The 22,728-nt window shown below is 69.0% G+C and carries 20 protein-coding genes, 1 tRNA gene and 2 pseudogenes; 13 read left to right on the top strand and 10 right to left on the bottom strand.

The features are described 5' to 3' along the window. Nucleotides 1-58: 58 nt before the first annotated feature. The 5 genes from ACZ4EG_RS37275 to ACZ4EG_RS37255 all read right to left on the bottom strand — a co-directional run bounded on the left by ACZ4EG_RS37275 (nucleotide 59) and on the right by ACZ4EG_RS37255 (nucleotide 4,778). Nucleotides 59-1,090 (bottom strand): branched-chain amino acid ABC transporter permease, encoded by a 1,032-nt coding sequence (locus tag ACZ4EG_RS37275; protein ID WP_467793750.1) that lies wholly within the window; start codon nucleotides 1,088-1,090, stop codon nucleotides 59-61. After that, the gene (locus tag ACZ4EG_RS37270) at nucleotides 1,087-1,953 is read right to left on the bottom strand and encodes a branched-chain amino acid ABC transporter permease (protein ID WP_467793749.1); all 867 of its coding nucleotides are present in this window, start codon (nucleotides 1,951-1,953) and stop codon (nucleotides 1,087-1,089) included. The genes ACZ4EG_RS37275 and ACZ4EG_RS37270 overlap by 4 nt, the downstream gene beginning before the upstream one ends. Nucleotides 1,954-2,017: 64 nt before the next feature. Further along, a complete protein-coding gene (locus ACZ4EG_RS37265) occupies nucleotides 2,018-3,265 on the bottom strand; it encodes an ABC transporter substrate-binding protein (RefSeq protein ID WP_467793748.1) in 1,248 nt (415 codons plus the stop codon). Between the two features lie 69 nt (nucleotides 3,266-3,334). Continuing rightward, complete coding sequence (locus tag ACZ4EG_RS37260) at nucleotides 3,335-4,027, bottom strand: ABC transporter ATP-binding protein (RefSeq protein WP_467793747.1); 693 nt, start codon at nucleotides 4,025-4,027, stop codon at nucleotides 3,335-3,337. Next, nucleotides 4,020-4,778, bottom strand: a complete 759-nt coding sequence (locus ACZ4EG_RS37255; RefSeq protein WP_467793746.1) for an ABC transporter ATP-binding protein — start codon at nucleotides 4,776-4,778, stop codon at nucleotides 4,020-4,022. The genes ACZ4EG_RS37260 and ACZ4EG_RS37255 overlap by 8 nt, the downstream gene beginning before the upstream one ends. A 242-nt stretch (nucleotides 4,779-5,020) precedes the next feature. On the opposite strand from ACZ4EG_RS37255, the gene ACZ4EG_RS37250 reads away from it, so the two are divergent. Continuing rightward, on the top strand, nucleotides 5,021-6,628 hold the full coding sequence (locus tag ACZ4EG_RS37250) for a long-chain fatty acid--CoA ligase (RefSeq protein WP_467793745.1): 1,608 nt from the start codon (nucleotides 5,021-5,023) through the stop codon (nucleotides 6,626-6,628). A 284-nt stretch (nucleotides 6,629-6,912) separates the two neighbouring features. On the opposite strand, the pseudogene ACZ4EG_RS37245 reads toward ACZ4EG_RS37250, so the two are convergent. The 3 genes and pseudogenes from ACZ4EG_RS37245 to ACZ4EG_RS37235 all read right to left on the bottom strand — a co-directional run. After that, a pseudogene (locus ACZ4EG_RS37245) lies at nucleotides 6,913-7,083 on the bottom strand (metal-sensitive transcriptional regulator); the annotation flags it as partial. Between the two features lie 11 nt (nucleotides 7,084-7,094). Then, nucleotides 7,095-8,846 carry a S8 family serine peptidase gene (locus ACZ4EG_RS37240; RefSeq protein WP_467793775.1) on the bottom strand — a complete coding sequence of 584 codons (1,752 nt, stop codon included), beginning with the start codon at nucleotides 8,844-8,846 and terminating at the stop codon, nucleotides 7,095-7,097. 133 nt (nucleotides 8,847-8,979) lie between these two features. After that, nucleotides 8,980-9,468: a hypothetical protein gene (locus ACZ4EG_RS37235; protein WP_467793744.1), complete on the bottom strand. Its 489-nt coding sequence runs from the start codon at nucleotides 9,466-9,468 to the stop codon at nucleotides 8,980-8,982. Nucleotides 9,469-9,853: 385 nt separating this feature from the next. Between ACZ4EG_RS37235 and ACZ4EG_RS37230 the strand changes: the two genes are divergently transcribed. Both ACZ4EG_RS37230 and ACZ4EG_RS37225 read left to right on the top strand, forming a co-directional pair. Continuing rightward, nucleotides 9,854-9,928 (top strand) — tRNA-Gln (locus ACZ4EG_RS37230). Between the two features lie 388 nt (nucleotides 9,929-10,316). Beyond that, nucleotides 10,317-10,928 carry an ATP-dependent DNA ligase gene (locus ACZ4EG_RS37225; RefSeq protein WP_467793743.1) on the top strand — a complete coding sequence of 204 codons (612 nt, stop codon included), beginning with the start codon at nucleotides 10,317-10,319 and terminating at the stop codon, nucleotides 10,926-10,928. Between the two features lie 251 nt (nucleotides 10,929-11,179). Here the strand turns inward: ACZ4EG_RS37225 and ACZ4EG_RS37220 are convergent, their stop codons facing one another. After that, nucleotides 11,180-13,687 carry a SpoIIE family protein phosphatase gene (locus ACZ4EG_RS37220; protein ID WP_467793774.1) on the bottom strand — a complete coding sequence of 836 codons (2,508 nt, stop codon included), beginning with the start codon at nucleotides 13,685-13,687 and terminating at the stop codon, nucleotides 11,180-11,182. Between the two features lie 188 nt (nucleotides 13,688-13,875). Between ACZ4EG_RS37220 and ACZ4EG_RS37215 the strand changes: the two genes are divergently transcribed. Then, nucleotides 13,876-14,250, top strand: a complete 375-nt coding sequence (locus ACZ4EG_RS37215; protein WP_467793742.1) for a hypothetical protein — start codon at nucleotides 13,876-13,878, stop codon at nucleotides 14,248-14,250. A gap of 113 nt (nucleotides 14,251-14,363) precedes the next feature. On the opposite strand, the gene ACZ4EG_RS37210 is transcribed toward ACZ4EG_RS37215, so the two are convergent. Next, the gene (locus ACZ4EG_RS37210; RefSeq protein ID WP_467793741.1) at nucleotides 14,364-14,540 is read right to left on the bottom strand and encodes a hypothetical protein; all 177 of its coding nucleotides are present in this window, start codon (nucleotides 14,538-14,540) and stop codon (nucleotides 14,364-14,366) included. A gap of 412 nt (nucleotides 14,541-14,952) precedes the next feature. Between ACZ4EG_RS37210 and ACZ4EG_RS37205 the strand changes: the two genes are divergently transcribed. From ACZ4EG_RS37205 to ACZ4EG_RS37165, 9 genes and pseudogenes are all read left to right on the top strand, one after another. Then, nucleotides 14,953-16,152 (top strand): acetyl-CoA C-acyltransferase, encoded by a 1,200-nt coding sequence (locus ACZ4EG_RS37205; protein ID WP_467793740.1) that lies wholly within the window; start codon nucleotides 14,953-14,955, stop codon nucleotides 16,150-16,152. Nucleotides 16,153-16,304: 152 nt separating this feature from the next. After that, nucleotides 16,305-16,931 carry an HAD family hydrolase gene (locus ACZ4EG_RS37200; RefSeq protein WP_467793739.1) on the top strand — a complete coding sequence of 209 codons (627 nt, stop codon included), beginning with the start codon at nucleotides 16,305-16,307 and terminating at the stop codon, nucleotides 16,929-16,931. Nucleotides 16,932-17,107: 176 nt separating this feature from the next. Continuing rightward, nucleotides 17,108-17,407 (top strand): AMP-binding protein, encoded by a 300-nt coding sequence (locus tag ACZ4EG_RS37195; protein ID WP_467793738.1) that lies wholly within the window; start codon nucleotides 17,108-17,110, stop codon nucleotides 17,405-17,407. A gap of 62 nt (nucleotides 17,408-17,469) precedes the next feature. Next, complete coding sequence (locus ACZ4EG_RS37190) at nucleotides 17,470-18,162, top strand: TetR/AcrR family transcriptional regulator (RefSeq protein WP_467793737.1); 693 nt, start codon at nucleotides 17,470-17,472, stop codon at nucleotides 18,160-18,162. Between the two features lie 300 nt (nucleotides 18,163-18,462). Then, the gene (locus tag ACZ4EG_RS37185; RefSeq protein WP_467793736.1) at nucleotides 18,463-19,281 is read left to right on the top strand and encodes an SDR family oxidoreductase; all 819 of its coding nucleotides are present in this window, start codon (nucleotides 18,463-18,465) and stop codon (nucleotides 19,279-19,281) included. 157 nt (nucleotides 19,282-19,438) lie between these two features. Next, complete coding sequence (locus ACZ4EG_RS37180) at nucleotides 19,439-20,707, top strand: acyl-CoA dehydrogenase family protein (protein ID WP_467793735.1); 1,269 nt, start codon at nucleotides 19,439-19,441, stop codon at nucleotides 20,705-20,707. 1 nt (nucleotide 20,708) lies between these two features. Then, nucleotides 20,709-21,178: pseudogene (locus ACZ4EG_RS37175) on the top strand (SDR family NAD(P)-dependent oxidoreductase). A gap of 416 nt (nucleotides 21,179-21,594) precedes the next feature. Next, entirely contained in the window at nucleotides 21,595-21,849 is a 255-nt protein-coding gene (locus ACZ4EG_RS37170) for a PAS domain S-box protein (protein ID WP_467793734.1), read from the top strand. Continuing rightward, on the top strand, nucleotides 21,846-22,280 hold the full coding sequence (locus ACZ4EG_RS37165; RefSeq protein WP_467793733.1) for a PAS domain-containing protein: 435 nt from the start codon (nucleotides 21,846-21,848) through the stop codon (nucleotides 22,278-22,280). Before ACZ4EG_RS37170 ends, ACZ4EG_RS37165 begins: the two co-directional genes overlap by 4 nt. Nucleotides 22,281-22,728 lie beyond the last annotated feature (448 nt).

Here is a 22,728-nt window from a genome sequence, read left to right as displayed (position 1 = left end):
GCTTGGGCGGGCATGGTCGCGCGTTGCCGTGCTGTGGACGGCGGCCACGACCGCCCTTCTACGATGGCACGCGCTGCGCGGTGTCGGCCTGGTCGTGCTCCGGGTGCGGCTCGGGGTCCGAGGTCCCCGGCGCGTCACGGTCGCGCAGCAGGTGGGCGAGTGTGCCCCACACCCCGCGCCGGAAGACGAGGACGGTGACGATGAAGACAGCGCCGGTGATCAGACCGGTCTCCTCGATGCCGGCCGTGGACAGCCAGTCCTCCAGGCGTACGACGGCCCCGGCGCCGATGAGGCTGCCCCACAGGGTGCCGATGCCGCCCAGGACGGCCATCACGACGACCTTCCCGGAGGTGGTCCAGTACACCTCCTGGAGCGAGGCGAAGCCGTGGTTGACGGCGTACAGGCCCCCGGCGAGGCCGGACAGGAACGCCGAGACGACGAAGACGACCAGCTTGTACCGGTCGACGGGGTAGCCCAGCGCCCGCACCCGGTCCGGGTTCTCCCGTACGCCGGTGACCACACGCCCGAACGGTGAGCGCACGAACCGCCAGGCCGCGGCCAGGCCGAGCAGCACCATGGGCAGCATGGCGTAGTAGAAGACGAACGAGTCCGACAGGTCGATTCCGGCCAGCTCGCGCGGGATGCCCTGCAGTCCGTTCTCGCCTCCGGTGACGTCGCCCCACTGGTTGGCGATGAAGTACACCATCTGCGCGAAGGCGAGGGTGACCATGGCGAAGTAGATCCCGCTGCGCCGCACCGCCAGGTAGCCGATGGGCGTGGCGAGCAGCGCGGCCGCCGCAGCGCCGCCCAGGACGGCGACGGGGAACGGCATCCCGCTGTGGATGGCGATCAGACCGGTGGCGTAGGCGGAGGTGCCCCAGAACGCGGCGTGGCCGAAGGACAGCAGTCCGGTGTGCCCGAGCAACAGGTCGAAGGCGACGGCGAACAGACCCCAGCACAGGATGTCGGCGGCGACCGGCGGATACAGCGTCCACGGGAGGGCGAGGGCGGCGAGCAGTCCCGCCGCGAGCAGGCCCCACCGCACACCGGCGGGATACCGGCGCAGGACGCGGGTCAGGGCGAGGATCATGCGTGTTCCTCCTTGCCGAACAGGCCCGCGGGCCGGATCAGCAGTACGACGGCCATCAGCAGGACGACGGAGGTCTGGGACAGGACGGGGACGTAGAGGTTGCCGAGGGCCTGGAGCATGCCGATGACGAAACCGGCCAGCACCGAGCCGAACACGGAGCCGAGGCCGCCGATGACGACGACGGCGAACACAGTGATGATCAGGTCACTGCCCATCGAGGAGTTGACTGCCCGCATGGGCGCCGCGAGCACCCCGGCCAGGGCGGCCAGGCCGACCCCGAAGCCGAAGACCGGCGTCACCCAGCGCCCGGTGTCGATGCCGAACGCCCGGGTGAGATCGGGGCGTTCGGTCGCGGCGCGCACGATGGTGCCGATCCGGGTGCGGGTCAGCAGCAGCCACACCGCCAGGCACACGACCACGGACACGGCCAGGACGACGACCTGGTAGCGGGGGAAGTCGAACAGGCCGAGGTCGACGGAGCCGGCGAAAGGCATGCGGTCGTACGGCTGGGAGTGCGAGCCGTACTTCATGCGCAGCAGGTCCTGGCAGACAAGGGCGATGCCGAAGGTCAGCAGGAAGTTGTACAGCGGGTCCAGGTCCGCGAGGCGGCGGATGAGCAGCCGCTCCACCAGGATGCCCACGGCCGCCAGCGCCAGGGGTACGAGCAGCAGCGCCCACCAGAAGCCGAGGCCCGCGCTGTCGGCTAGGAGGACCGCGCCGAACGCGCCGAGCATGTACACCGCGCCGTGGGCGAAGTTCACCACGCGCAGCATGCCGAAGATGACGGCGAGGCCGAGGGCGAGCAGGGCGTAGAAACTGCCGCTGACCAGCCCGTTGAAGGTCTGTTGCAGGAACGAGGTCATGGGTGGTCCTGTTGTCCGGTGGCGGCCCTCCCGCAACGTCGGGGGAGGGCTGCGGGTCTGGTGGTCAGCTCATGTCACAGAGCGGCGACGCCTTGTCGAACGCCTCGTCGGCGTGGATGGTCTCGACGTATTCGGTGTAGTCGCCGTCCTCCTTGGCCTTGGCCGGGTCCTTGACCTGGACCAGGTAGGCGTCGTGGACGAGCCGGTGGTCCTCGGCGCGCAGGGTGGCGTTGCGGGCGAAGAAGTCGTCGAACTTCGTCCCGTCCAGCTTCTTGGAGACGACCGCGGCCTTGTCGGTGCCGGCCTTCTGCACGGCCTCCAGGTAGTGGGTGGCAGCCGAGTAGTCGGCCGCTTGGTCGAACGTCGGCCGCTTGCCGGTGCGCTCCTTGAAGCGGTCGGCCCAGGCGCGGGCCTTGTCGTCGAGGTTCCAGAACCAGGGGGTGGTGAACTGCGTCCCGGCCAGCTTGTCCGCGCCGATCGCCTTGATGTCGCTGTCGGTCATCAGGCCGATGGCGAGCTTGATGCCCTTGTTCTTGAGCTTGAACTGCTCGTACTGCTTGACCACGTTGGCCAGGTCGCCGCCGGCCTGCAGGGCGCCGAGCACGTCCGGCTTGGGCTTCAGGCCGGGCGCCTTGAGCAGGAAGGTGGAGTAGTTGTCGCTGGGGAAGGGGGTCGGGTCCTTGGCGACGACCTTGCCTCCCGCCCTTTCGATGGCGGTGCTGAACTTGGCCTGCATGTCCTGCCCGAAGGCGTAGTCCGGGTAGATCATGTACCAGCTCTTGCCGCCCTGTTCGGTCACCTTGGTGCCGGTGCCGTGCGCGAGCATGTAGGTGTCGTACGCCCATTCGTAGGTGTAGGGGTTGCAGCTCTTGCCGGCGAGTTCGGTGGTGGCCGCGGCGGTGTTGAAGTACAGCCGCTTGGACTGCTGGGCCACGGTCGCCACCGCGAGGGCCGCGGAGGAGGTGGGGACGTCGAAGAGGGCGTCGGCCTGCTTGCGGTCGTACATCTCCCGGGCCTGGGTGTTGGCGACCTCGGGCTTGTTCTGGTGGTCGGCCTTGATGACCTCGATGTTCTTGGCGACCGCCTTGTCCCCGTACTTCTTCTTGAAGTCGTCGACGGCCATCTGCACGGCCTCGACCGAACCGGGGCCCGCGATGTCGGTGTAGACGCCGGACAGGTCGGTGAGCACACCGAGCACGATCTTGTCGTCGCTGATCCTTCCGCCACCGGAGCTCGGGCCGCCGCCCCCGCAGCCGGCGAGCAGAGCACCCGCCGCGGCCAGGGCCACGCCGGTCGAGATGGTGTGCTTCATGGGTGGTGCCTCCTGATCGGTACGTCTTTGTAGAGCGGAGGTGTGGGGGACATCGGGGGTGACGGAGTGTCACAGACCGAGGTGCGCGAGGAGTTCGCTCTCGCGTTCCCTGACGCCGGTGTTGTCCAGCGACTCGACGATGCGGCCCTGGGCGATGAGGTAGTGGCGGTCGGCCACCGTGGTGGCGAAGCGCAGATTCTGCTCCACCAGGAGCACGGCAACTCCGTGTTCCTTGGCCTCCAGCAGGATCTCGCCGATGCGCTGCACGACGACCGGGGCGAGCCCCTCCGTCGGCTCGTCGCACAGGAGCAGCTTCGCCCCGGCCCGCAGCACCCGCGCGAGCGCCAGCATCTGCTGCTCGCCGCCGGAGAGCTTGGCGCCGGAGAAGCGGCGGCGGGCCGCGAGCGCCGGGAACGTGTCGTAGATCCGCTCCAGCGGCCATGGTGAGGTGCCCCTGACCGAGGGGAGGGTGAGGTTCTCCTCCACGGTCAGGGACGCGTAGATGCCCCGGTCGTCGGGGACGAGGCCGAGCCCCAGGCGGGCCCGGCGGTGCGGGGCAGCCGTGGTGACGTCGCGGTCGGCGAACCGCACCCGGCCCGTCATCGAACGGTGCAGGCCCATCGCGCAGTTCAGCAGCGTGGTCTTGCCGGCGCCGTTGCGTCCGACGAGCGTGATGACCTCGCCCTCGCCGACCCGCAGGGACAGGTCGTGCAGGACCTTTGCCTCACCGTAGCGGGCGCTGACGCCCTCGATCTCAAGCAACGTCGGCTCCCAAGTACGCCTCGATGACCTGCGGATCGGCCTTGACCTGGTCGTACGGTCCCTCGGCGAGTACCTCGCCCCGCTGCAGCACGGTGACGGTGTCGGCGAGGGAGCCGACGACGCTCATGTTGTGCTCGACCATCACGACGGTGCGGCCCTCGCGGATGCGGGCGATCAACGCCGCGGTCCGGTCGACGTCCTCCAGGCCCATCCCGGCCGTCGGCTCGTCCAGCAGCAGGAGCCTGGGCTCCAGGGCGAGCGCGATCGCCAGCTCCAGGGCGCGTTTGCGCCCGTAGGGCAGGTTGCCGGCGGGCTGCTCCGCGAGCTGGACCAGGCCGACCTCGGCAAGGAGCTCGGCTGCACGGCCGGAGAAGCGGCGCATCAGCTTGTCGCTGCGCCAGAAGCGGCGGCCCAGGCCGGTCGCGGACTGCAGCGCCAGCTCCACGTGTTCACGGGCCGTCATCTGCGGGAACAGGCTGGTGACCTGGAAGGAGCGGGCCACGCCGAGGCGGGCGATGCGCTCGGGCAGCTGCCCGGTTACGTCGCGCCCGGTGAAGGTGATACGCCCGCCCGACGGCTTCAGGAAGCCGGTGAGCAGGTTGAACAGGGTGGTCTTGCCGGCCCCGTTGGGGCCGACCAGGGCGTGTACGGTGCCTTCGGCGACGCTCAGGTCCACCTCGTTCACAGCGCGGAAGCCCTGGAACTCCTTGGACAGGCGATGCGTGGCCAGAATGGCGCGCGGTTGACTCATGACGGCCTCGGCTGCGCGGGGATCGGGTCGGCGGTTGCCGATGTGACGCAGACGTTAAATTCGGCCATCCCGGGCGGCTACGGAGACAGTCTCCACACCGCGTCCCCGGCGAGTGTGGGAACCACTCAGCCACGCGCATCACGGCGTTCGGACCCGGTGGCGATCCGCTCCACTCCTCGGGCCCGCGGACCGTGGGAATCCTCCGTGGCCGGGCCGTCGGGGTGGGACTGACGATGTCCGCCATGGCGATGATGAACACCCCGCTGAACACGTGGCTGCTCTTCGGCCACGCCCCGCGCTACTTTCCCGACACCGAGGTGATCACGCGGTTTTCCGACGGCCACGTGCACCGCTACACCTACGCCGACTTCGGTGGCCGTGCGCAGCAGCTGATGCACGCCCTGGACGCGCTCGGCCTGGGGCCGGGCGAGCGGGTGGCGACCCTGGCCTGGAACAGCTACCGGCACCTGGAGGCGTACTGGGCCGTGCCGTGCACCGGGCGGGTCCTGCACACCCTGAACCTGCGGCTGTCACCGGAGGATCTGGCGTACGTCATCGGGCACGCCGAGGACCGGGCGATCCTGGTCGATCCGGATCTGCTGCCGCTGCTGGAGAAGGTGCACGCGCGCGGCGGCCTGGCGGGCGTCAGCCACCTGATCGTCCTCGGCGACACCGTCCCGGACACCACGCTGCCGGACGTCGTCGCCTACGAGGAGCTGATCGCCGGCCGGCCGACGGACTACGCGCCGGTCGACATCGACGAGAACGCACCGCTCGGCCTGTGCTACACCTCGGGCACCACCGGCCGCCCCAAGGGTGTCATCTACACGCACCGCTCCACCGTGCTGCACGCCATCGCCGCCTCCTCCCAGGCCGCGATGCGGATCGGGCCCGGCGACTGCGTCTTGCCCGTGGTACCCATGTTCCACGCCAACGCTTGGGGCGTGCCGTACACCGCCACCCCGTACGGCGCCAAGCAGGTCTTCTCCAGCGGCCCGCTCGACCCGGCCGCTCTGGTCGAGCTGATGGCCGCCGAGCGGGTGACCATCGGCGCCGGCGTGCCCACCATCTGGATGTCGGTCGCGGACGCGATGGCCGCCCGTGGCGGGCTGCCCGAGCTGCGGCACCTGCTGTGCGGCGGGGCCCGCCCCCCGCGCTCACTGATCGAGCGCTACCGGCGTGACCTCGGCATCCCGCTGGTCCAGGTGTGGGGCATGACCGAGACCTCGCCCCTGGCCTCGCTGGCCTGGCCCAAGGAGAAGATGCGCGACTGGGACGAGCAGCGCGTCACCGACGCCGTACGCACCCGCGCGGGACTGCCGCTGCCCGGCGTGCAGATGGAGATCCGTGACGAGGACGGCAACCCAGTGCCGTGGGACGGCGAGTCCATGGGCGACCTGCTGGTGCGCGGCCCCTGGATCGCCGGCTCCTACCTCGGCGGGGACGCCGCCGGCGCGTTCACCGAGGACGGCTGGTTCCGCACCGGCGACATCGCCGTCGGCTCCCCGCACGGCTACATGGTCATCGCCGACCGCGCCAAGGACCTCATCAAGTCCGGCGGCGAGTGGATCTCCTCGGTGGACATGGAGTCCGCCGTCATGGCCCTGCCCGAGGTCGCCGAGGCGGCGGTGATCGCCGTCCCCGACGACAAGTGGCAGGAACGACCACTGATCTGCATCGCCGCCCGGCGCGGCAGCACGGTCACCCTCGACCGCGTCCGCGACCACCTCGAACGCAGCGGCTTCGCCCGCTGGCAACTGCCTGACCGTATCGAGGTGATGGAGGCGATTCCGCGCACCGGAGTCGGCAAGTTCGACAAGAAGGCCCTCCGCGGCCGCTTCGACTCCTGACCCGGCGGCACAGTCCGACCGACATGCCCTCCCCACCCACTCTGCCCGCACCCGCGCCCTCGGATACCCGAGGCCCGCGTCATGCGGCCGAGACGACGAGATGCCCTCCTGTCCACCGAGCTTCCGGCGGCCCCGGCGGTCGGTACCAGTGCCCCTGTGACGACCAGCGCCCTGGCGGGCACGCCCTCCATCGACAGTGCCGACCGGGCTGCCGGTCTCCATCAAGCTGGTCGGACGGCTGTTCCGCGCTCTGCGGACGAGCAGGGGCGGGCTGTGGCCGTGAGTCACGCGAGGGCGAGGAACAGCTTCTCCAGCTCCTGCTCGCTCATCGGGGGTGTGCCCTCCTCGTTCTCGACGAGGCACTGGCGCATTCCGCTGGCGACGATCTTGAATCCGGCCCGGTCGAGGGCGCGGGAGACGGCGGCGAGCTGGGTGACGACGTCCTTGCATGCCCGCGGCATCCCTGTTAGCCGGTCATGGAGGGGGTGAAGGGTGTCAGGGCTGGGGCGAGTTGCATGCCGGGGGTGAGGCCCAAGGCGGTGAGGGCGTCGGGCAGCCCGCGTCCGGTCCGGGCGGCTTCCACGGTGCCGGGGGCGCCTAGTGGGCGGCAGCTGGCGGCGATGATGTCGAACAGATGCTGTACCCGGCCGGGGCCGCGCGGCAGCAGCTGGCCGTGGAAGACCTCGTGGTGGGCAAGAACGAGGGCGGCCAAGCCCGCAATGTGAGCCGAGGCCGTTGCGGTGCCGTCGACGGCGGTGTAGCCGCCTTCCGGCGCGCACGAGAGGACCGCCACGCCGGGGGCGGCTGCGTCGATGCCGGGGCCGTGGCAGCTGAATGGGGCGGCGAACAGGCCCTCGGGGCTCAGCTGTGGTCCGGTGTGGGTGGCCTGGGAGGAGTCGGGCGGGTAGGTGCCGAAGGCTCCCAGGGCGCCGACGGCGAAGACGGTGGGCAGCGAGGCGGGGAAGGCGATCGGCCCGCCGGTGTCGCCTGCCGGGGCGATGCAGGCGATGCCCGCTGCGGTGGCGTCGGCGAGTTTGCGGGAAACCAGCGTTGAAGGGCACGGGGATGCGACCGCGATGTGGGCGATGTCGGCCTCGTGTTCGATGCAGTGGTCGAGGGCGGCGATCAGGTCGCTGAAGTGACCGTCGGGCAGCACCTGGCAGATGTCGAGCTCGGCGTCGACAGCAATCCCGACGATCCCCTTACCGGTGTCCGCCCCGGCGATGATGCCGGCCACGTGCGTACCGCTGCCGAGTGGATCGTGCGCCCAGCCCTCCTTGGTGCGGCGGACGAGGTCAATCCCGTAGCGGACCCGCTGCTTCAGATCGGGGTGGTCGCTGCTGACCCCCGTACCGATGACCGCGATTTTGATGCCGAAGCCACGGAATGTGGGGGGCAGCCGGTCCAGCCGCATGGCCTGCTGGCCCCAGCCGTAACTCTGGCGTTCCTCCAGCTCTGGGTACACATTCACGAGCGGGGTGAGGGTGATCAGGTTCTCCCGCGTGGCCGACAGGCCGGGGCGGTTGATCCAGCGGTCGGTGTAGCCGGCCTTGGGGCGGACGTACAGGGACTGAATGGACCGTTCGGTGTCGGTGGCCAGGGTGACGGTGACTGTCCCGTCGGCGGCGGTGATGCCCTGGGCCGGCCAGTTTGCCCCGATCAGGAACACCCCCGCGCCAGCAAGGGGTTCGCCGTCCGGGCCGCAGACCCGCAAGGGAATCTCCACGGGCTTCTCCAGCGGCATGACAAGTCCCGGATCGTGCAGCGGCAGCATCCCCGGCGTCGCCGTGACGGCGGGTCCGGCGGCGGTCAGCGGCAGGTCGGGTTCGATGTGCATGTGCAGAGTCCGCATCGCCGGCAGCTGCATCTCGGCGGCTTCGACGACCGCGATCTCCGGGCAGGAGGGAATCACTCCGGCTGCTTGCAGCTTCTCGGACGGCTGGAGCCGGCGGATCACGCTGACATCGGGCATGTTCTCGAGCCGGTCGCACACCGCGTCCATGCTCGGTTCGGGCACTCCCGGTGGAAGCAACTGCTGCGGCAGCGGGGTCACCATGTACCGGTGCCGACGTGGCTGCAGCGCGACTGGTGACGATGCGTTCTTCTTGCGTGGCGCCGCTTCTTTGTCCTCGGGTACCGGCCCGCCGCCGGCCCCCACGCCCTCGGATTCGCTCTGGCGGTTGTTCCGGGGCTTGTTCCCGGGCCTGTCCTTGACCATCACGCCTACCTCCACCACGCCTGTGTCGCCTCTTTGTGTTCTTGATCCGGATGACGGGCGGCTCCCGCCTCCATGGTGATGCGGTGTGCCCAAGAGCGGCTCCCGGGTACACCGCATCACGCGCCGTCGGCAATCAGCCGATACCGAAGGGCTGACCCATCTGGCCGAAGCCGAAGCCAGGCTGCTGGTACTGCTGCTGGTTCGGCTGGCCGAACGACTGCTGACCGAACCCGCCGCCCCACTGCTGCTGGCCCTGCTGGCCCTGCTGGCCCTGCTGGCCCTGTTGGCCCTGCTGGCTCTGCTGCACCAGCGCCAGGATCGCGGTCGGCAGGGCCTGCTGCACCGACTGCTCGACAGCGCTGCGCACGCCCTGGAGCAGCGTTGTGTGCAGCGCGACGGCCAGGTACGGGTGGGCCTGGTGGGCCAGGCCCTGCTGCTGCAGCTGCTGCTGGACCTGCTGGATCTGCTGCAGCGTCTGCTGCATGCGCTGCGCGATCTGCATGCCCGCCTGCTGGCAGGCCTGCTGGATCGTCTGCTGGACGAGCTGCGCGAGCTGCGGCTGCGGCCCGGCGATCTGCTGGCCGAACTGCTGCAGGGGCGGGGTACCGGTCATCACCGACATGAATGCTCCATTCGAAGCCATGGGAAAGCCAACATAAGGGATGATGTTGACCTTTTCGGAACGATTCCGACGCGTTGAAACTAAGTTGACGTCGCGCCGCCCGCAACCGGGCGAGCCGCTCAGGAGGAGGAATCCCCCAGATCGGATCCGTGCGCCGAGCCCGCCCCGCAACCCAACCCGGATGACCACTTCCCGGGACCGACTGGGTCATCGACACGCTCCAAGCGCTCCACCCCCATAAAGAAACCCAAGAGTCTGATCGACACGCCCGGCACGCCGCTGAGCAGCACGACGAAAATGGATAGATTAGGTACATGGCCGTGCTGCGTTGCGATACGCGGTAGGGCGCGCTCCGGTTGGCCGTGGCTCCCGCGGTTCGGGCAAATGGGATATGGGGTAATTGGCAGCCCGACGGTTTCTGGTTCCGTTAGTTCAGGTTCGAGTCCTGGTATCCCAGCCAACGTGGATGCCGCCCATCACGGCAGGCATCGCGTCAGAAGGGGCTGCTGTTCGGTTGTCCACGTCATGACGGCGAGGCGCGCCTGACTCAGCCGTACTCTGCGGCGGATGTTGTCGGCGCTGAGGGACGGCGGTGCGGTGGGCGTGAGGCGGCGCTCGTTGTTGCGTACTCCGATCATGATCTCGTCGTGTTCCTCGAAGCTGCCGCTGTTGCTGACCCTCGTTCCCTGACCGCCCGGTTCTGTCCGTGTGTTGGTGTGGGTAGTGGCAAAGCGGCGGATGACGCGGATCTACATCCGTCGGCGGTCACCCGTGCCCGAACGCATCTGCAGTATCAGGAAACGACTGGGCGAGTGGCCGGAGCAGGCCGTTGGGCGCAGGCTGGGAGTGTGCTCCTTGCGCTGGCGCCCATGCTCGCGGTGATCGGTCCGGCCCCGGGGCCGGAGAGTGAGGCGGAATACGCCTACGAGACGCTCTGGAACGGGGTACGGATCATCGCACACCTGTCTGGGGACGGGAGCATGCGGCTGCTGTCTCAGACCGGGGTGGACGTCACCGACCAGTACCCCGAACTGAAAGCGCTGCCCGGTCTGCTGCCCGGGCCTCAGGCGGTGCTCGACGGGGAGATCATCACCCTGGACGGTGAGGGCCGACCGTCGGTGGAACGCCTGCAGCAACGCATGAGCCTGCACCATCCGCAGGCGGTCAGCCACGCCCTCGAGGACCTGCCCGCCCAGCTGATGCTGTACGACATCCTCTACCTCAGCGAGCCGACCGTGCAGCTGCCGTACACCGCCCGCCGCGACCTTCTCGACGACCTCGCTCTGGCCGGCCCCAGCATCAGTGTGCCCGCGGCCTGGCCCGCACCCGCTGAGCAGGCCCTTGAGCAGTCCCGCCTCGAGGGATACGACGGCGTCGTCGCCAAACGCCTCACCAGCCCATACCTACCCGGACGCCGCACCCGTGACTGGATCAAAATCAAGTACCTGGTGCCGAGGTGAACCGCAATGGCGAGGCCCGCCGCCCCTGCACAGCCGGAGTCCCGGCCGGGACGTCACGCGTGGCCAGTGCTGATGTCGGTGTGAGCGGGCGGCGTATGACCGGCAGGGGCCGATCGCTCGGCCAGATCGCCGGGGCACTGGCGAAAGTTTCCGGTGCTCGGGCTGCAAAGTCGGTGGCGGGTGGACGCCGTGAGGAGCTGCGGCCATTGCTGTGGATGCTGATCAGGGCCTCAGGCGAGTTCGGCCTTGGCCTAGCGTTTTGCCGAGTCTGCGAGAACGACACCATGATCAGGTGTCACCTCAGCACCATGACCGGAACGGTACTCGGCGAGCAGCAGGGCGATGTCGTCGGCTCGGTGCGAGGAGCCCCGGGCGTTGTGCAGGAGCCGGTCGGCGAGTTCGTCCAGTGAGTCCGCAGGGGCGTGGGCCAGGGATGCTCGCAGGCCGTCAATCCCCACGTTGATGTCGACGCCGCGTTCCTCGACCAGTCCGTCGGTGTAGAGGGCGAGGACGGACCCTGGCGGGAGGTCGATACGGGTTGCTGGATAGGCGCTTGCGCGATCCACACCGAGGAGTGGGCCGACGTCCAGTTCAAGCGCGTTGGTCGTCGCGTCGGGACGGCGAAGCAGGGGTGGGGGGTGGCCGGCGGTGACGGCGTAGGCGTGGTGGCCGTGGGGTTCGAGGTGGATGTAGCAGCAGCTGGCCAGCAGACCGGGGTCGAGGTCGATGAGGGTCCGGTTGGCGCCCGCCATCACATCGCCAGGCGTATGGCCTACTGCGGCGAAAGCCCGTACGGCGCTCCGCAGCTGGGCCATGGTGGCCGCGGCGGCGATGCTGTGCCCCTCCACGTCTCCGATGACAAGACAGACCCCACTACCGGCGGGGATGACGTCGTACCAGTCGCCACCGATGTCCATTCCGCTGGTGCCGGGCAGATAGCGCGCGACGGTGCGGATACCCGGGACTACTGGCAACCGGTGCGGCAGGAGCGCCTGCTGCAGGCCGCGCGCGAGGGCGAACTCCGAGTCGTAGAGCCGCGCTCGTTCCAGGGCCTGGGCGATGAGCCCGGCCAGTGCGGTGAGGACGCCACGGTCCTTCTCCGTGAATCGGTGGATCTCGTCGAAGCCGAGGACGCAGGTACCGACAGGGTGGCTGGAGGCTATCAGTGGCAGATACGCCCAAGAGCTCACTTCGCCCGTGGGGATGTCCGGGTAGCCCTGGGAGAGGTCCTGCTGCGACTCGATGAAGAGCGGAGCGCCGGAGGTCAGGGTCTCCGTACCGGGCAGGCAGGCATGCAGCGGTACGCCCTCCAGCCAGTCGAGGAAGTCTTGGTGGTGGCCGGTGTGATAGAGCAGATGCATCGTTCCGTCGCGGACCACGTAGATCGCCAGCTGCTGGCCTCCGAAGGCTGGTAGGAGCTGGTCGGAGATGACTTCGCAGACTTCGCGGGCGGTGACCGCTTCAGTCAGCGCGCTGCCCAGCTGCAGGACGTGGTACATGACGCCCAGGCGCGCCGGTGTGGCAGCGGCTGCTGTCTCGGCCGAGGAGGCTGACGGCGTTGACGTCGAGGGTGGATGACCGGAGGGCACCACCCGGCCGGTTACTCCGTCCGCTTCCGGATGGAGGGAGAAGGCGAGCCACCGGTCGGGCGGTCGGCAGGCCAGGAAGGAGACCGGCGCCTGCGAGATCATCGCGGACCGGTGCCGGTACTCGACGTCGGGATCGGACAGCCACGGCAGCACGTCCGAGAGAAACTGACCCAGCAACTCGTCGCCGCGCACGCCAAGCAGCTCCAGGGCGCTGTGGTTGGCGTAGGTGACCCGCCCGTCGGGGGCGAGGGAGAACACCCCGTCCCGCAGCCGTTCGACCGCGGCGACGGCCGCGCTGCCGGCCTGTGCGTCGACGACCGTGCCGACCAGGTGGGTGTGTGCCCGCGCGTCGTCGGCCTCCGGTGCGCGGCCCCACAACGCGACCGTGCGGTACCCCTCGCCGCCGTCCCTGCGATCCCGTATGCGCAGGGGCCGCGCTTTGATCCGTCCCTCGGCGGCTGCCGCGCGGGCGGCCGCTCGAAGGGCGGCGCGGTCGCCGGGGTGCAAGCAGGAAGCCAGCGTTTCGGCTCGTCCGTCGAAAGCACCGGGGGCGAGACCGAAGATCGCGCAGAGCTCGTCGTCCACGGTGAGGGTGCCGGTGACGAGGTCCCAGTCGAACAGGCCGGCCCTCACGGCCGGTGCCGAGGGAGCTGGGGTCTCGACGGGAATCGTCCGCGGATCGCACTCGACGGGATCGCCGGTACGGGCGTGGAGATCGGCGAGGGAGGCACCGAGCCGTTTGGCGATGGTCCGTACGTGGCGGCGCTGGGCTTTGGACAGCCCATCGCTGCCGGGTGACGCCGCCCAGATGATCGCCAGCGCCCCGAAGGTCTCCTCACCTGCGCCTACCGGCACGGAGCAGGAGCCGAAGGCGTACGGCAGAGCTACCGCGAGCTGGGGAAACCGGCGCATTGTCTCGTCGGCGTCGGTCAGGTGGACCGTGCGGCCGGACCTGTAGGCTGCGGCGACCGGGATGGGACTGCTCACCGGAATGAGGTGCCAGCCACCGAGCAGAGAAGGTGGCACCCCGCACGTCGCGGCGAGCACGATCGACCGACGGTCGCGGGAGCGGAGAAAGACGCTCCCGGCGTACGCACCGGTTCCTTCGACGGCTTCGACGACGGCAGCAGCGAGCAGATCCTCACGCTCCGCCATCTCGCCGACGACCATTTCGTGCACAGCTCCAGTGTGCGCAGCTCGGCCCACCGGCCCAAGGCGGCAACCCAGCCAGACGCATCGATCACAGCTCGCAGGGCCGTCGCCGCGATCCGGCTATGGCTCCGCCCGGGGAGCCCGAGTGGGCCAAGCGATACGGACGCCGGGTGGAGATCGGCAAACTGCCAGGCGGGAAGGCAGCCGTGACCGCTCGGGCGGAGGAGTTCGGCCGGGACGGACAGAAGATCCTCACCGCCTCCTGGGCCGCCTGCGCCCCACCCCACCTGCGGTACCTTCCGCAGGGCGAGGTCTTGCGCCAGGTCTGGGTCCACCACTACTTCTGGGACGCGGACGGAGCCCTGCGCCGGCGAGACGGTCATGCCCTGCCGCCCGCCTCGCTGCGGTTCGACTCTCCCTATGAAACCGACGCGCACTACTGCGCCAAACGGGACACCACCTGGAGCGGACACCGGACACATTTCACGGAAACCTGCGACGTAGAACGCCCCGAGCTGGTGGTCCACGTTGCCACCACCATCTCCACCGTCCAGGATCCACTGTCCAGGACATCGAGCTGACCGACACCATCCACGACGAGCTTGCCGAGCGGCATCTGCTGCCCGCCGAGCATGTGGTCGACTCGGCTACGTATCACCCGCACGCATCGAGCGAGCCCGGAGTGCGCACGGCATCACCCTCCTTCGCAGGCCGCCTCGGCGGCCCGGCGGGTCAGCGCCAGCACCTCGTCCAAGCCGGGCAGCTCGTGGATTCCCGCCCGCCGCAGGGCTTCGCCCGCCGCGGCGTACCGCGCGCCGAGGAGCAGCACCGGGCGGCCCTCCCGCGGACCCGCCACGATCGCGGCGAGCACGCCCGCACCCGTGGTTGCTCAGATGGGCCGCATGATCTCACCGTACCGGCTGGTCGGTATCCTTCAGGCGCCGGAGGCGGGCTGTCAAGACCGCGAGGATGCGCGCATCCCGGCGACGGCGGCTTTGGGGCGCCTTGGTGTCGGACCGTAACCCCACGTTTCCCCGATCGTCCCGAGGATTGGTTGAACATGACGCCGAATTCAAATATAACGGATCAGGAGGCCGACTCCCGTCACCCCTGTGGCCGTGGCTCATGTCATCGGTCACCGGAAGAGACGGTCAATGAGCCCTCGTCGCGCTGCAGTTGGCGTTCGGCACCGCCTACCGGCAATCGAGCCCGGCTCACGGAGCTCGGAATTCCGGACCCGACGCTCCGGGGCGAACCGGACCAACAGGAAACAGTGAGGCGACATGAGAGAAGCGGTCATCGTTTCGACGGCACGGACGCCGATCGGAAAGGCCTACCGCGGCACGTTCAACGACACCCAGGCGCAGGAACTCGCCGCCCATGCCCTTTCGCACGCGGTACAGCGCGCCGGGCTCGAGGGAGCCGAGGTCGAGGATGTGATCTTCGGTTGCGCCGTGCAGCAGGGCTCCTCCGGTGGCAACGTCGCGCGTCAGGCTGCTCTCCGTGCCGGACTTCCGGACACCGTGTCGGGGATGACGGTCGACCGGCAGTGCTCGTCGGGCCTGATGGCCATCGCGACGGCCGCCAAGCAGATTGTCACGGACGGCATGCAGGTCGCTGTCGGCGGCGGCGTCGAGTCGATCTCCTTGGTGCAGAACGACCACATGAATACCCACCGCATGGCGGATCCCTGGCTGGTCGAGCACAAGCCGAGCATCTACATGCCGATGCTGCAGACGGCGGAGATCGTCGCCGAACGCTACGGCGTGAGCCGGGAGCGCCAGGACGAGTTCGCGCTGGTGTCACAGCAGCGCACCGCGGCGGCGCAGGAGGCCGGCCGGTTCGACCGGGAGATCGTCGCGCTCCACAGCGTCAAGAAGGTTCTCGACAAGCAGTCCGGGGAAGTGCGGGACGAGGAGATCACCCTGACCCGGGACGAGGGCAACCGCGCGTCGACGACGCTCGAAGGCCTGGCCGGGTTGGCGCCGGTGCTGCCCGACGGTCAGGTGAGCGCGCATTCCAGCGTGACGGCGGGCAACTCCTCGCAGTTGTCGGACGGGGCTTCGGCGTCGGTGCTGATGGAGTCGAGGGAGGCCGAGCGCCGCGGACTGGAACCGCTGGGCGTCTACCGGGGTATGACCGTTGCCGGTTGCGGGCCGGACGAGATGGGCATCGGCCCGGTGTTCGCCATTCCGAAACTGCTGAAGCAACACAGCCTCACCATCGACGACATCGGCCTGTGGGAACTCAACGAGGCGTTCGCTTCGCAGGCGTTGTACTGCCGTGACGAACTCCATATCGACCCGGAGCGGTTCAACGTCAATGGCGGCGCGATCTCGGTCGGTCATCCGTACGGAATGACCGGTGCCCGGCTGGTGGGTCATGCCCTTATCGAGGGCAAGCGCCGAGGCGTCCGGTACGTGGTGATCTCGATGTGCGTCGGCGGCGGAATGGGCGCAGCCGGACTGTTCGAGGTCGCCTGAGCTCAGCATCCCTGCTGGGTACGGGCAGCAGGGACCGACGGGGGGTGCGGTACCAGGGGCCCTTCATGAGAGCCGACGAAACATGGCCGCCGTCGCATGGGACGACGGTGAGCCGACCGCGAGAGAGAGGCGTGGATACCGTGGAGAACGTGGTGGGAAAGACCCGAACCGCGGTCCTGGTGGACTTCGGCGGTGTCATCACCTCCAGTGTGTTGCGGGCTTTCACCGACTTCGGCGCCTCGCTCGGCGGTGACCCGCGCCTGCCGCTGGGCCTCCTCGCCCGGGACCAGCCATCACGCACCCTCCTGGCCGACCACGAGTGCGGCCGTATCGACGCCGAAGCCTTCGAGCGAGGATTCGCCGAGCGTCTCCGCGTCCACGGCGCCGACGTCCCGGCCGAGGGGCTCACGGCCCGGATGCAAGCGGGAATATCGATTGACCATGACGTGCTCGCACTGCTCGGTGATCTTCGAGCCGCCGGCCATCCCGTTGCGCTCGTATCCAACTCGTTCGGTACCGGAACCTACGACGGCGTCGACCTCGCCGCCGCTGCCGATGTGGTTGTCATCTCCGCCGAGATCGGGATCCGCAAGCCCTCCCGGCGTATTTATGCGATCGCATGTGAACGCCTGGGCATCGCCCCCGCGGAGGCAGTCATGATCGACGATCTGCAGCAGAACCTCGACGGAGCGGCACGGATCGGAATCGGAGGCGTACTGCACACCAGCGCCGCCGACACCCGCCGCCAACTCGCCGAACGCTTCGGCATCACCGTCTGACCGATCGACCGACCGTACCGAGCGATCGACCGGGCGCAGTGAGGTTGGTCATCCGGCCATACCGTCCGAGGACCATGTCGAGGCCGCGCCGAGTCAACTGATCGGCGAGGGCGAGACCCACACCGTCACCTGCTCACATCCCGGAAGGCACCGCGGTAACCAGCGTTTTCGATCCCGTGTGCCGCCACGCGGCCGCCACCGCCGAAAACATCGCGCTGCGCGGCGACGGGGATCAGTGGACCCACCGTCAGCTGCGCGACGCGAGCGTACGGTACGAGGGCGCCTTGGCCGCCGCGGGCCTGTCCCCCGGGGACCGGGTGCTGCTCGCAGCGCCGTCGGTGCCCGAGTTCGTGGTGGCTTACCTCGGGATTCAGGTCGCGGGCCGTGTGGGCCCGACCGGGAAGATCCTCAAGCGGTCCATCGACCGTACCGCTCTGTCCCGCGACACAGCGCCTGCCGACGTTGCCCTCCACTGAACATCCCCGCGGGCCTTTGCGGGTTTGTGACTATGGCGTCGGATTCAAGTACAGTTTCCGGGATGGACACCACTGGGCCCGAGGAGCTCGACGGCGAGAAGGCACCGCCCATGGCGCCCCTCTTGCACCTTCGCGAGCCGCCCACGACGAAGCGCGGAGCGCGGACGCGGGCCGCTTTGGTGAAGGCCGCGCGGACGGTGTTCGAACGGGACGGCTACCTCGACACCCGCCTGACCGACATCACCAAAGAGGCTCAGTGCGCGGCGGGATCCTTTTACACCTACTTCGCCAACAAGGAAGAGGTGCTTGCCGCCGTCCTCCTGGAGGCGCAGGAGGACATGATGCACCCCGGCATGGGCCGGGTGCAGGGTGCCGACGTTCCCTATGCGGTACTCGAGGCGAGCAATCGCGCGTATCTCGAGGCATACAAACGGAATGCGAAGCTGATGTCCCTGCTTGAGCAGGTCGCACAAGTGGAGCCGGAGTTCCGGGAGTTCCGAAGCCGACGCGCTGACGCGTTCATCCGTCGCAATGCCCGCGGCATCGCCGACCTGCAGGCGCGGGGTGTCGCAGACCGTGAGGTCGATCCGATGATGGCCTCCCGTGCGCTGTCGGGCATGGTCAGCGTCATGGCCTACAACGCCTTCGTGCTCGGCGAACGGCACGAAGAAGGTACGCCGGTGGACTTCGAGGAGCTCGTGTCCACGGTCACCCGGCTCTGGGCGAACGCCCTGCGGTTCCCCGGCCACCGCTGATCCGGCGGCTTGTACCGCCTGCCTCATTGCCCGGTACCGCCGGGTGCTTCTCTCCCGCTCGTCTCCTTCACGGACATGACGATCACGCCAGGCGCATGGCCGATTCAGTGGGCCGGGCTCCTTGACGATCCATTCTGTGAGCCGCTCACGCCCATGGGGCCGGGCGGCCTGCTCCGTGTAGTGTCACGGCCGACAGTTGAATATGACGTCAGATTCAACTATACAGGGGGAAGAGCACGGTCACGCCATCTCGGGGCCCACGCCCCGGCATCGCACGCCCCGCCACGGAGAGGGTTCGCTGTGAACGTTGCACAAAGAGTCGCCATCGTCACCGGAGGTGGCGGCGGCATCGGCAGCGCGCTGGTCGCACGACTCGCTCGCGAAGGCGCCCGGGTCGTCGTCGCGGACCTCGACGCGGACAGCGCGCGGGCGGTGTCGCAGAGAGTCAACGCCGACCATCCGGGCAGCACCGTCAGCGCCGGCGCGGACGTGTCGGACACCGCCCAGATCCAGGAGTTGGTCGCCCTGGCGGAGGGCGCGTTCGGTCCGGTCGACCTCTACTTCGCGAACGCGGGCATCGCCGGGGCGCTCGGCCTCGACGCGAGCGAGCAGGAGTGGGACCTCTCGATCGACGTGAACCTACGAGCCCACATCCGTGCGGCGAGGCTGCTGGTACCGCGTTGGCTCGAGCGCGGTGAGGGCTACTTCGTCAGCACCGCCTCGGCGGCCGGGCTGCTCACCCAGATCGGCTCCGCCACGTACGCCGTCACCAAGCACGCGGCCGTCGCCTTCGCCGAATGGCTGAGTGTCACCTACGGCGATCGCGGGGTCCACGTCAGCTGTCTGTGCCCGATGGGGGTGAACACCAAGCTGCTGTCCTCCGGGGAGGACTCCGGGGACCCGCTGGGAAGAGCCGCGACGCGAGCCGTCACGTCCGCGGGTGACGTCCTGGAACCGGCCGAGGTCGCCGACGCCGTGCTGGCCGCGATCGAGGGCGAGCGCTTCCTGATCCTGCCGCACGAAGACGTTCTTGAGATGTACCGGCAGAAGGGCTCGGACTACGACCGGTGGCTGCGCGGGATGCGCCGCTACCAGAGCTCCCTGCTGGCGCAGGCATGACCGGCGCGCCGGGCGAGGCGGATTCCACGCCGGAGCCGACCTGCAGCTCGGCCTCGTGCTCCGGGCCTTCCGCGGGTCCGATGTCATCGAAGACGTGGCCGGTCACCTCGACTAGCGCGCCCGCCGAACTTTCCCTCCCTAACCGTCAGGAGTTCAGATGTCTCTGTTCGATATGTCGGAGCGCGCCAAGAAATACCAGGCGGATCTGCTCGAGTTCATGGATTCGCACATCTACCCCGCTGAGGCGGTGTACCACGAGCAGATGAGCGCGTCGGGTGACCCGCACTTCCACCCGCCGATCATCGAGGAACTCAAGGCGGAGGCGCGGGGGCGCGGACTGTGGAACCTCTTCCACCCGCACCCGGAGTGGGGCCCCGGACTGACCAACCTCGAGTACGCGCCGCTGGCGGAGATCATGGGGCGCAGCCACATCGCCCCCGAGACATGCAACTGCAACGCTCCCGACACCGGCAACATGGAGGTGCTCACGCTGTTCGGCAGCGACGAGCACAAGGAGAAGTACCTCAAGCCCCTGCTCGACGGGACGATGGCCTCGGCTTTTGCGATGACCGAGCCGCGTGTTGCCAGCTCCGACGCCACCAACATCGAGCTGCGGATGGAGCGCGACGGCGACGAGTACGTGCTCAACGGCCGCAAGTGGTTCGCGTCCAACGCCCTGCACCGCAACTGCAAGGTGCTCATCGTCATGGGGAAGACGGACCCCACCGCTGCTCCGCACCGGCAGCAGTCGATGATGGTCGTCCCCATCGACGCCCCCGGGATCACGGTGATGCGCGGCCTGCCGGTGTTCGGCTACCAGGACCGCGAGGGGCACGCCGAGATCGACTTCACCGACGTACGGGTACCGGCCAAGGACGTCCTCAAGGGCGAGGGTGAGGGATTCGCGATCAGCCAGGCCCGGCTCGGTCCCGGCCGTATCCACCACTGCATGCGGGCCATCGGCGCGGCCGAGCGGGCGCTGGAGCTGATGTGCCGGCGCGCGCAGTCACGGGTGACATTCGGTCGCCCGCTTGCCGAACGGTCCAACATCCAGGACTGGATCGCGGAAGCGCGTATCGACATCGAGATGATCCGCCTGCTCACGCTCAAGGCCGCGTATCTGATGGACACCGTCGGGAACAAGGAAGCGCGCACCGAGATCGCGGCCATCAAGGTGGCCGCCCCGAACATCGCGTTGAAGATCATCGACCGCGCGATCCAGGTGCATGGAGCAGCAGGAGTGACCGAGGACTTCCCGTTGGCGATGATGTATGCCCAGTTGCGGACGCTACGGCTGGCGGACGGCCCCGACGAGGTCCACAAGCGGGCCATCGCCCGACACGAACTGCGGCAGTACCGCAGCGCGGACACCGCGGTGGCGAACGGCACGGGCACCCGCGGCGGTCACAAAGCAGCGGTGAACTGAGATGACAGGGCTCGATCTCACCGGTCGCACCGCCGTCGTCACCGGCGCCTCGCGCGGAATCGGGCCGGCGATCGCCCAGGCGATCGCCGCAGTCGGCGGAAACGTCGTCCTCACCTCCCGGTCCCAGGAGGCGGCTGACGCCGCCGAGGCCCAGGTCGGGGGCACGGCGGCGCTCGGCGTCGCTGCGCACGCGGTCGACGAAGAAGCGGCCAGCGCTGTGTCGATCTGACGCTCGAGCGCTTCGGAAGCCGGGACATCCTCGTCAACAACGCGGGGATCAACCCGGCCTTCGGGCCCGTCATCGATCAGGATCACGGCGGGTTGGCCAAGACCTTCGACGTAAACCTGTGGGCTCCCATCCTGTGGACGGGTCTGGCCACCCGGGCCTGGATGGGTGAGCACAGCGGCGCGGTCGTCAACACCGCGTCGGTCGGCGGCATGGCCTTCGAAGCCTGTCGATGCGCTGCCTGATGGGTGAGCGGGGCCGGTCTGCGGCGCCGGATCCGGAAGATCGAGCAGCGGCTGGTGGTGTCGTGCGGCGGCAAGCACGGCCGGGTTTGCGTGGTTACACGGACCGAAACGAGCGGTTCCAGAAGCAGCGGCACCGCTGGATGATCGAGGGGACGCCGGGGGAGGCCTTGGCGAGGTTACGCTGGGCCGCAGCGTACGCGGACCACGGTTCCTGATGGACCGGGCACCGGGAGGTGCCTGTCACTGCCTTCCGCTTGCAATGCCCCTGTCTGGGTCGGCGCCGACTGACCGGTCGTTTTGGCACCGCTGTGGCACGGTCGGCGACCGCTCCGGACGCGGTGTCACCGCCGCACATGCCGGTTCTTGCTGCACGTGCCGGTTCATAATGAGAGCAGCAGCAACACGGAGCACTCGCGATGCCGGATCCCATGCAGACAGGGAAGCCGATGGCGGTCGGGCAGGCCGTAGCTTGGTGGAACGTGCTGCCCGTTGCTTTGATCGTCTTCGACGGCGCCGGACGGATCATGCAGTGGGCGAAGGCCGCACCCGAGCTACTCGGTTACACGGCGGATGAGGTCATCGGGCGGCGTGAGGTACCGACCTCGTTCTCCCGGACAGCCGGCGGGAGGCCGACGCCGTCCAGGAGGCGGTCGCTTCCGGACGCAGCGTGACCGGACACATCCCAGTGCGTCACAAGAACGGCTCGATTGTCGAGGTGGAAGTGTGGGCGTGCCCCGTCGCCGCGCAGAGCGGGGAGGGGTGGGACGTGCTGGTCCTTGCCGCCGACGTTCGCGCCGCGCGTCAGGTGCGCGAGGTCGGTGGCCTGCTGGACAGCCTCTTTGCCAGCTCGCCGGTGGGGTTGGCGGTTTTCGACACCGAGCTACGGTTCCAGCACGTCAACCGCACCGTGGAGGCCATGAACGGGCTACCCGGTTCGGCCCACGTCGGACGGCGGCCGTCGGAGGTGCTGCCGGGGGTGAACAGCGAGCAGATGGAGGCGGCGATGCGCCGGGTACTGGTCACCGGCGGGCGGAACTCTTGGAACTCTCCGGTGACCGGGATGGAGCGACCGCCCTGCTCACCGCCCTGCCGGCCGACATGATCCGGGTCCAGGGCAGCGACCACCCTCGCACCCGCGAGGTCGCGGAGTCGCTGGCCCACTGCCGCGACCAAGCGTCCTCCACCCGATGACCGCCGAGCCGCGCGGGCGGTGATGCCGCAGATAGTCCCGCCACCGGGCGCAGGGAGGATCCTGCGCCTGCCGGGCTCTGGTCCGGCCGTCCCGCCCCCGTTCAGCGCAGCCCGGCCGCCGTGGGGCTGTCGTCGAGGAAGCCGCCCGACTGGTGCTGCCACAGTTTTCGCGTGGGTGCTGTCCAGGGCGGGCAGCTCCTGGTGGGTGCCCTGCTCGACGATGCGTCCAGGGTCGAGGAACTTCCCCTCCGGGTAGGGCCCGGGCCTGCCTTCGTCGGTCACGGCCGTCGGGGCCGGTGCGGGCGCCGGTGCCTGCTGCGCGGGCTCGGGCGGAGGCTCGACCACGTCGCGCAGGAGAG

This window comes from Streptomyces sp. NPDC025638, from assembly GCF_055558775.1.
The sequence above is the reverse complement of the archived record's forward strand: the minus strand, read 5'-3'. Positions and strand labels throughout refer to the sequence as shown.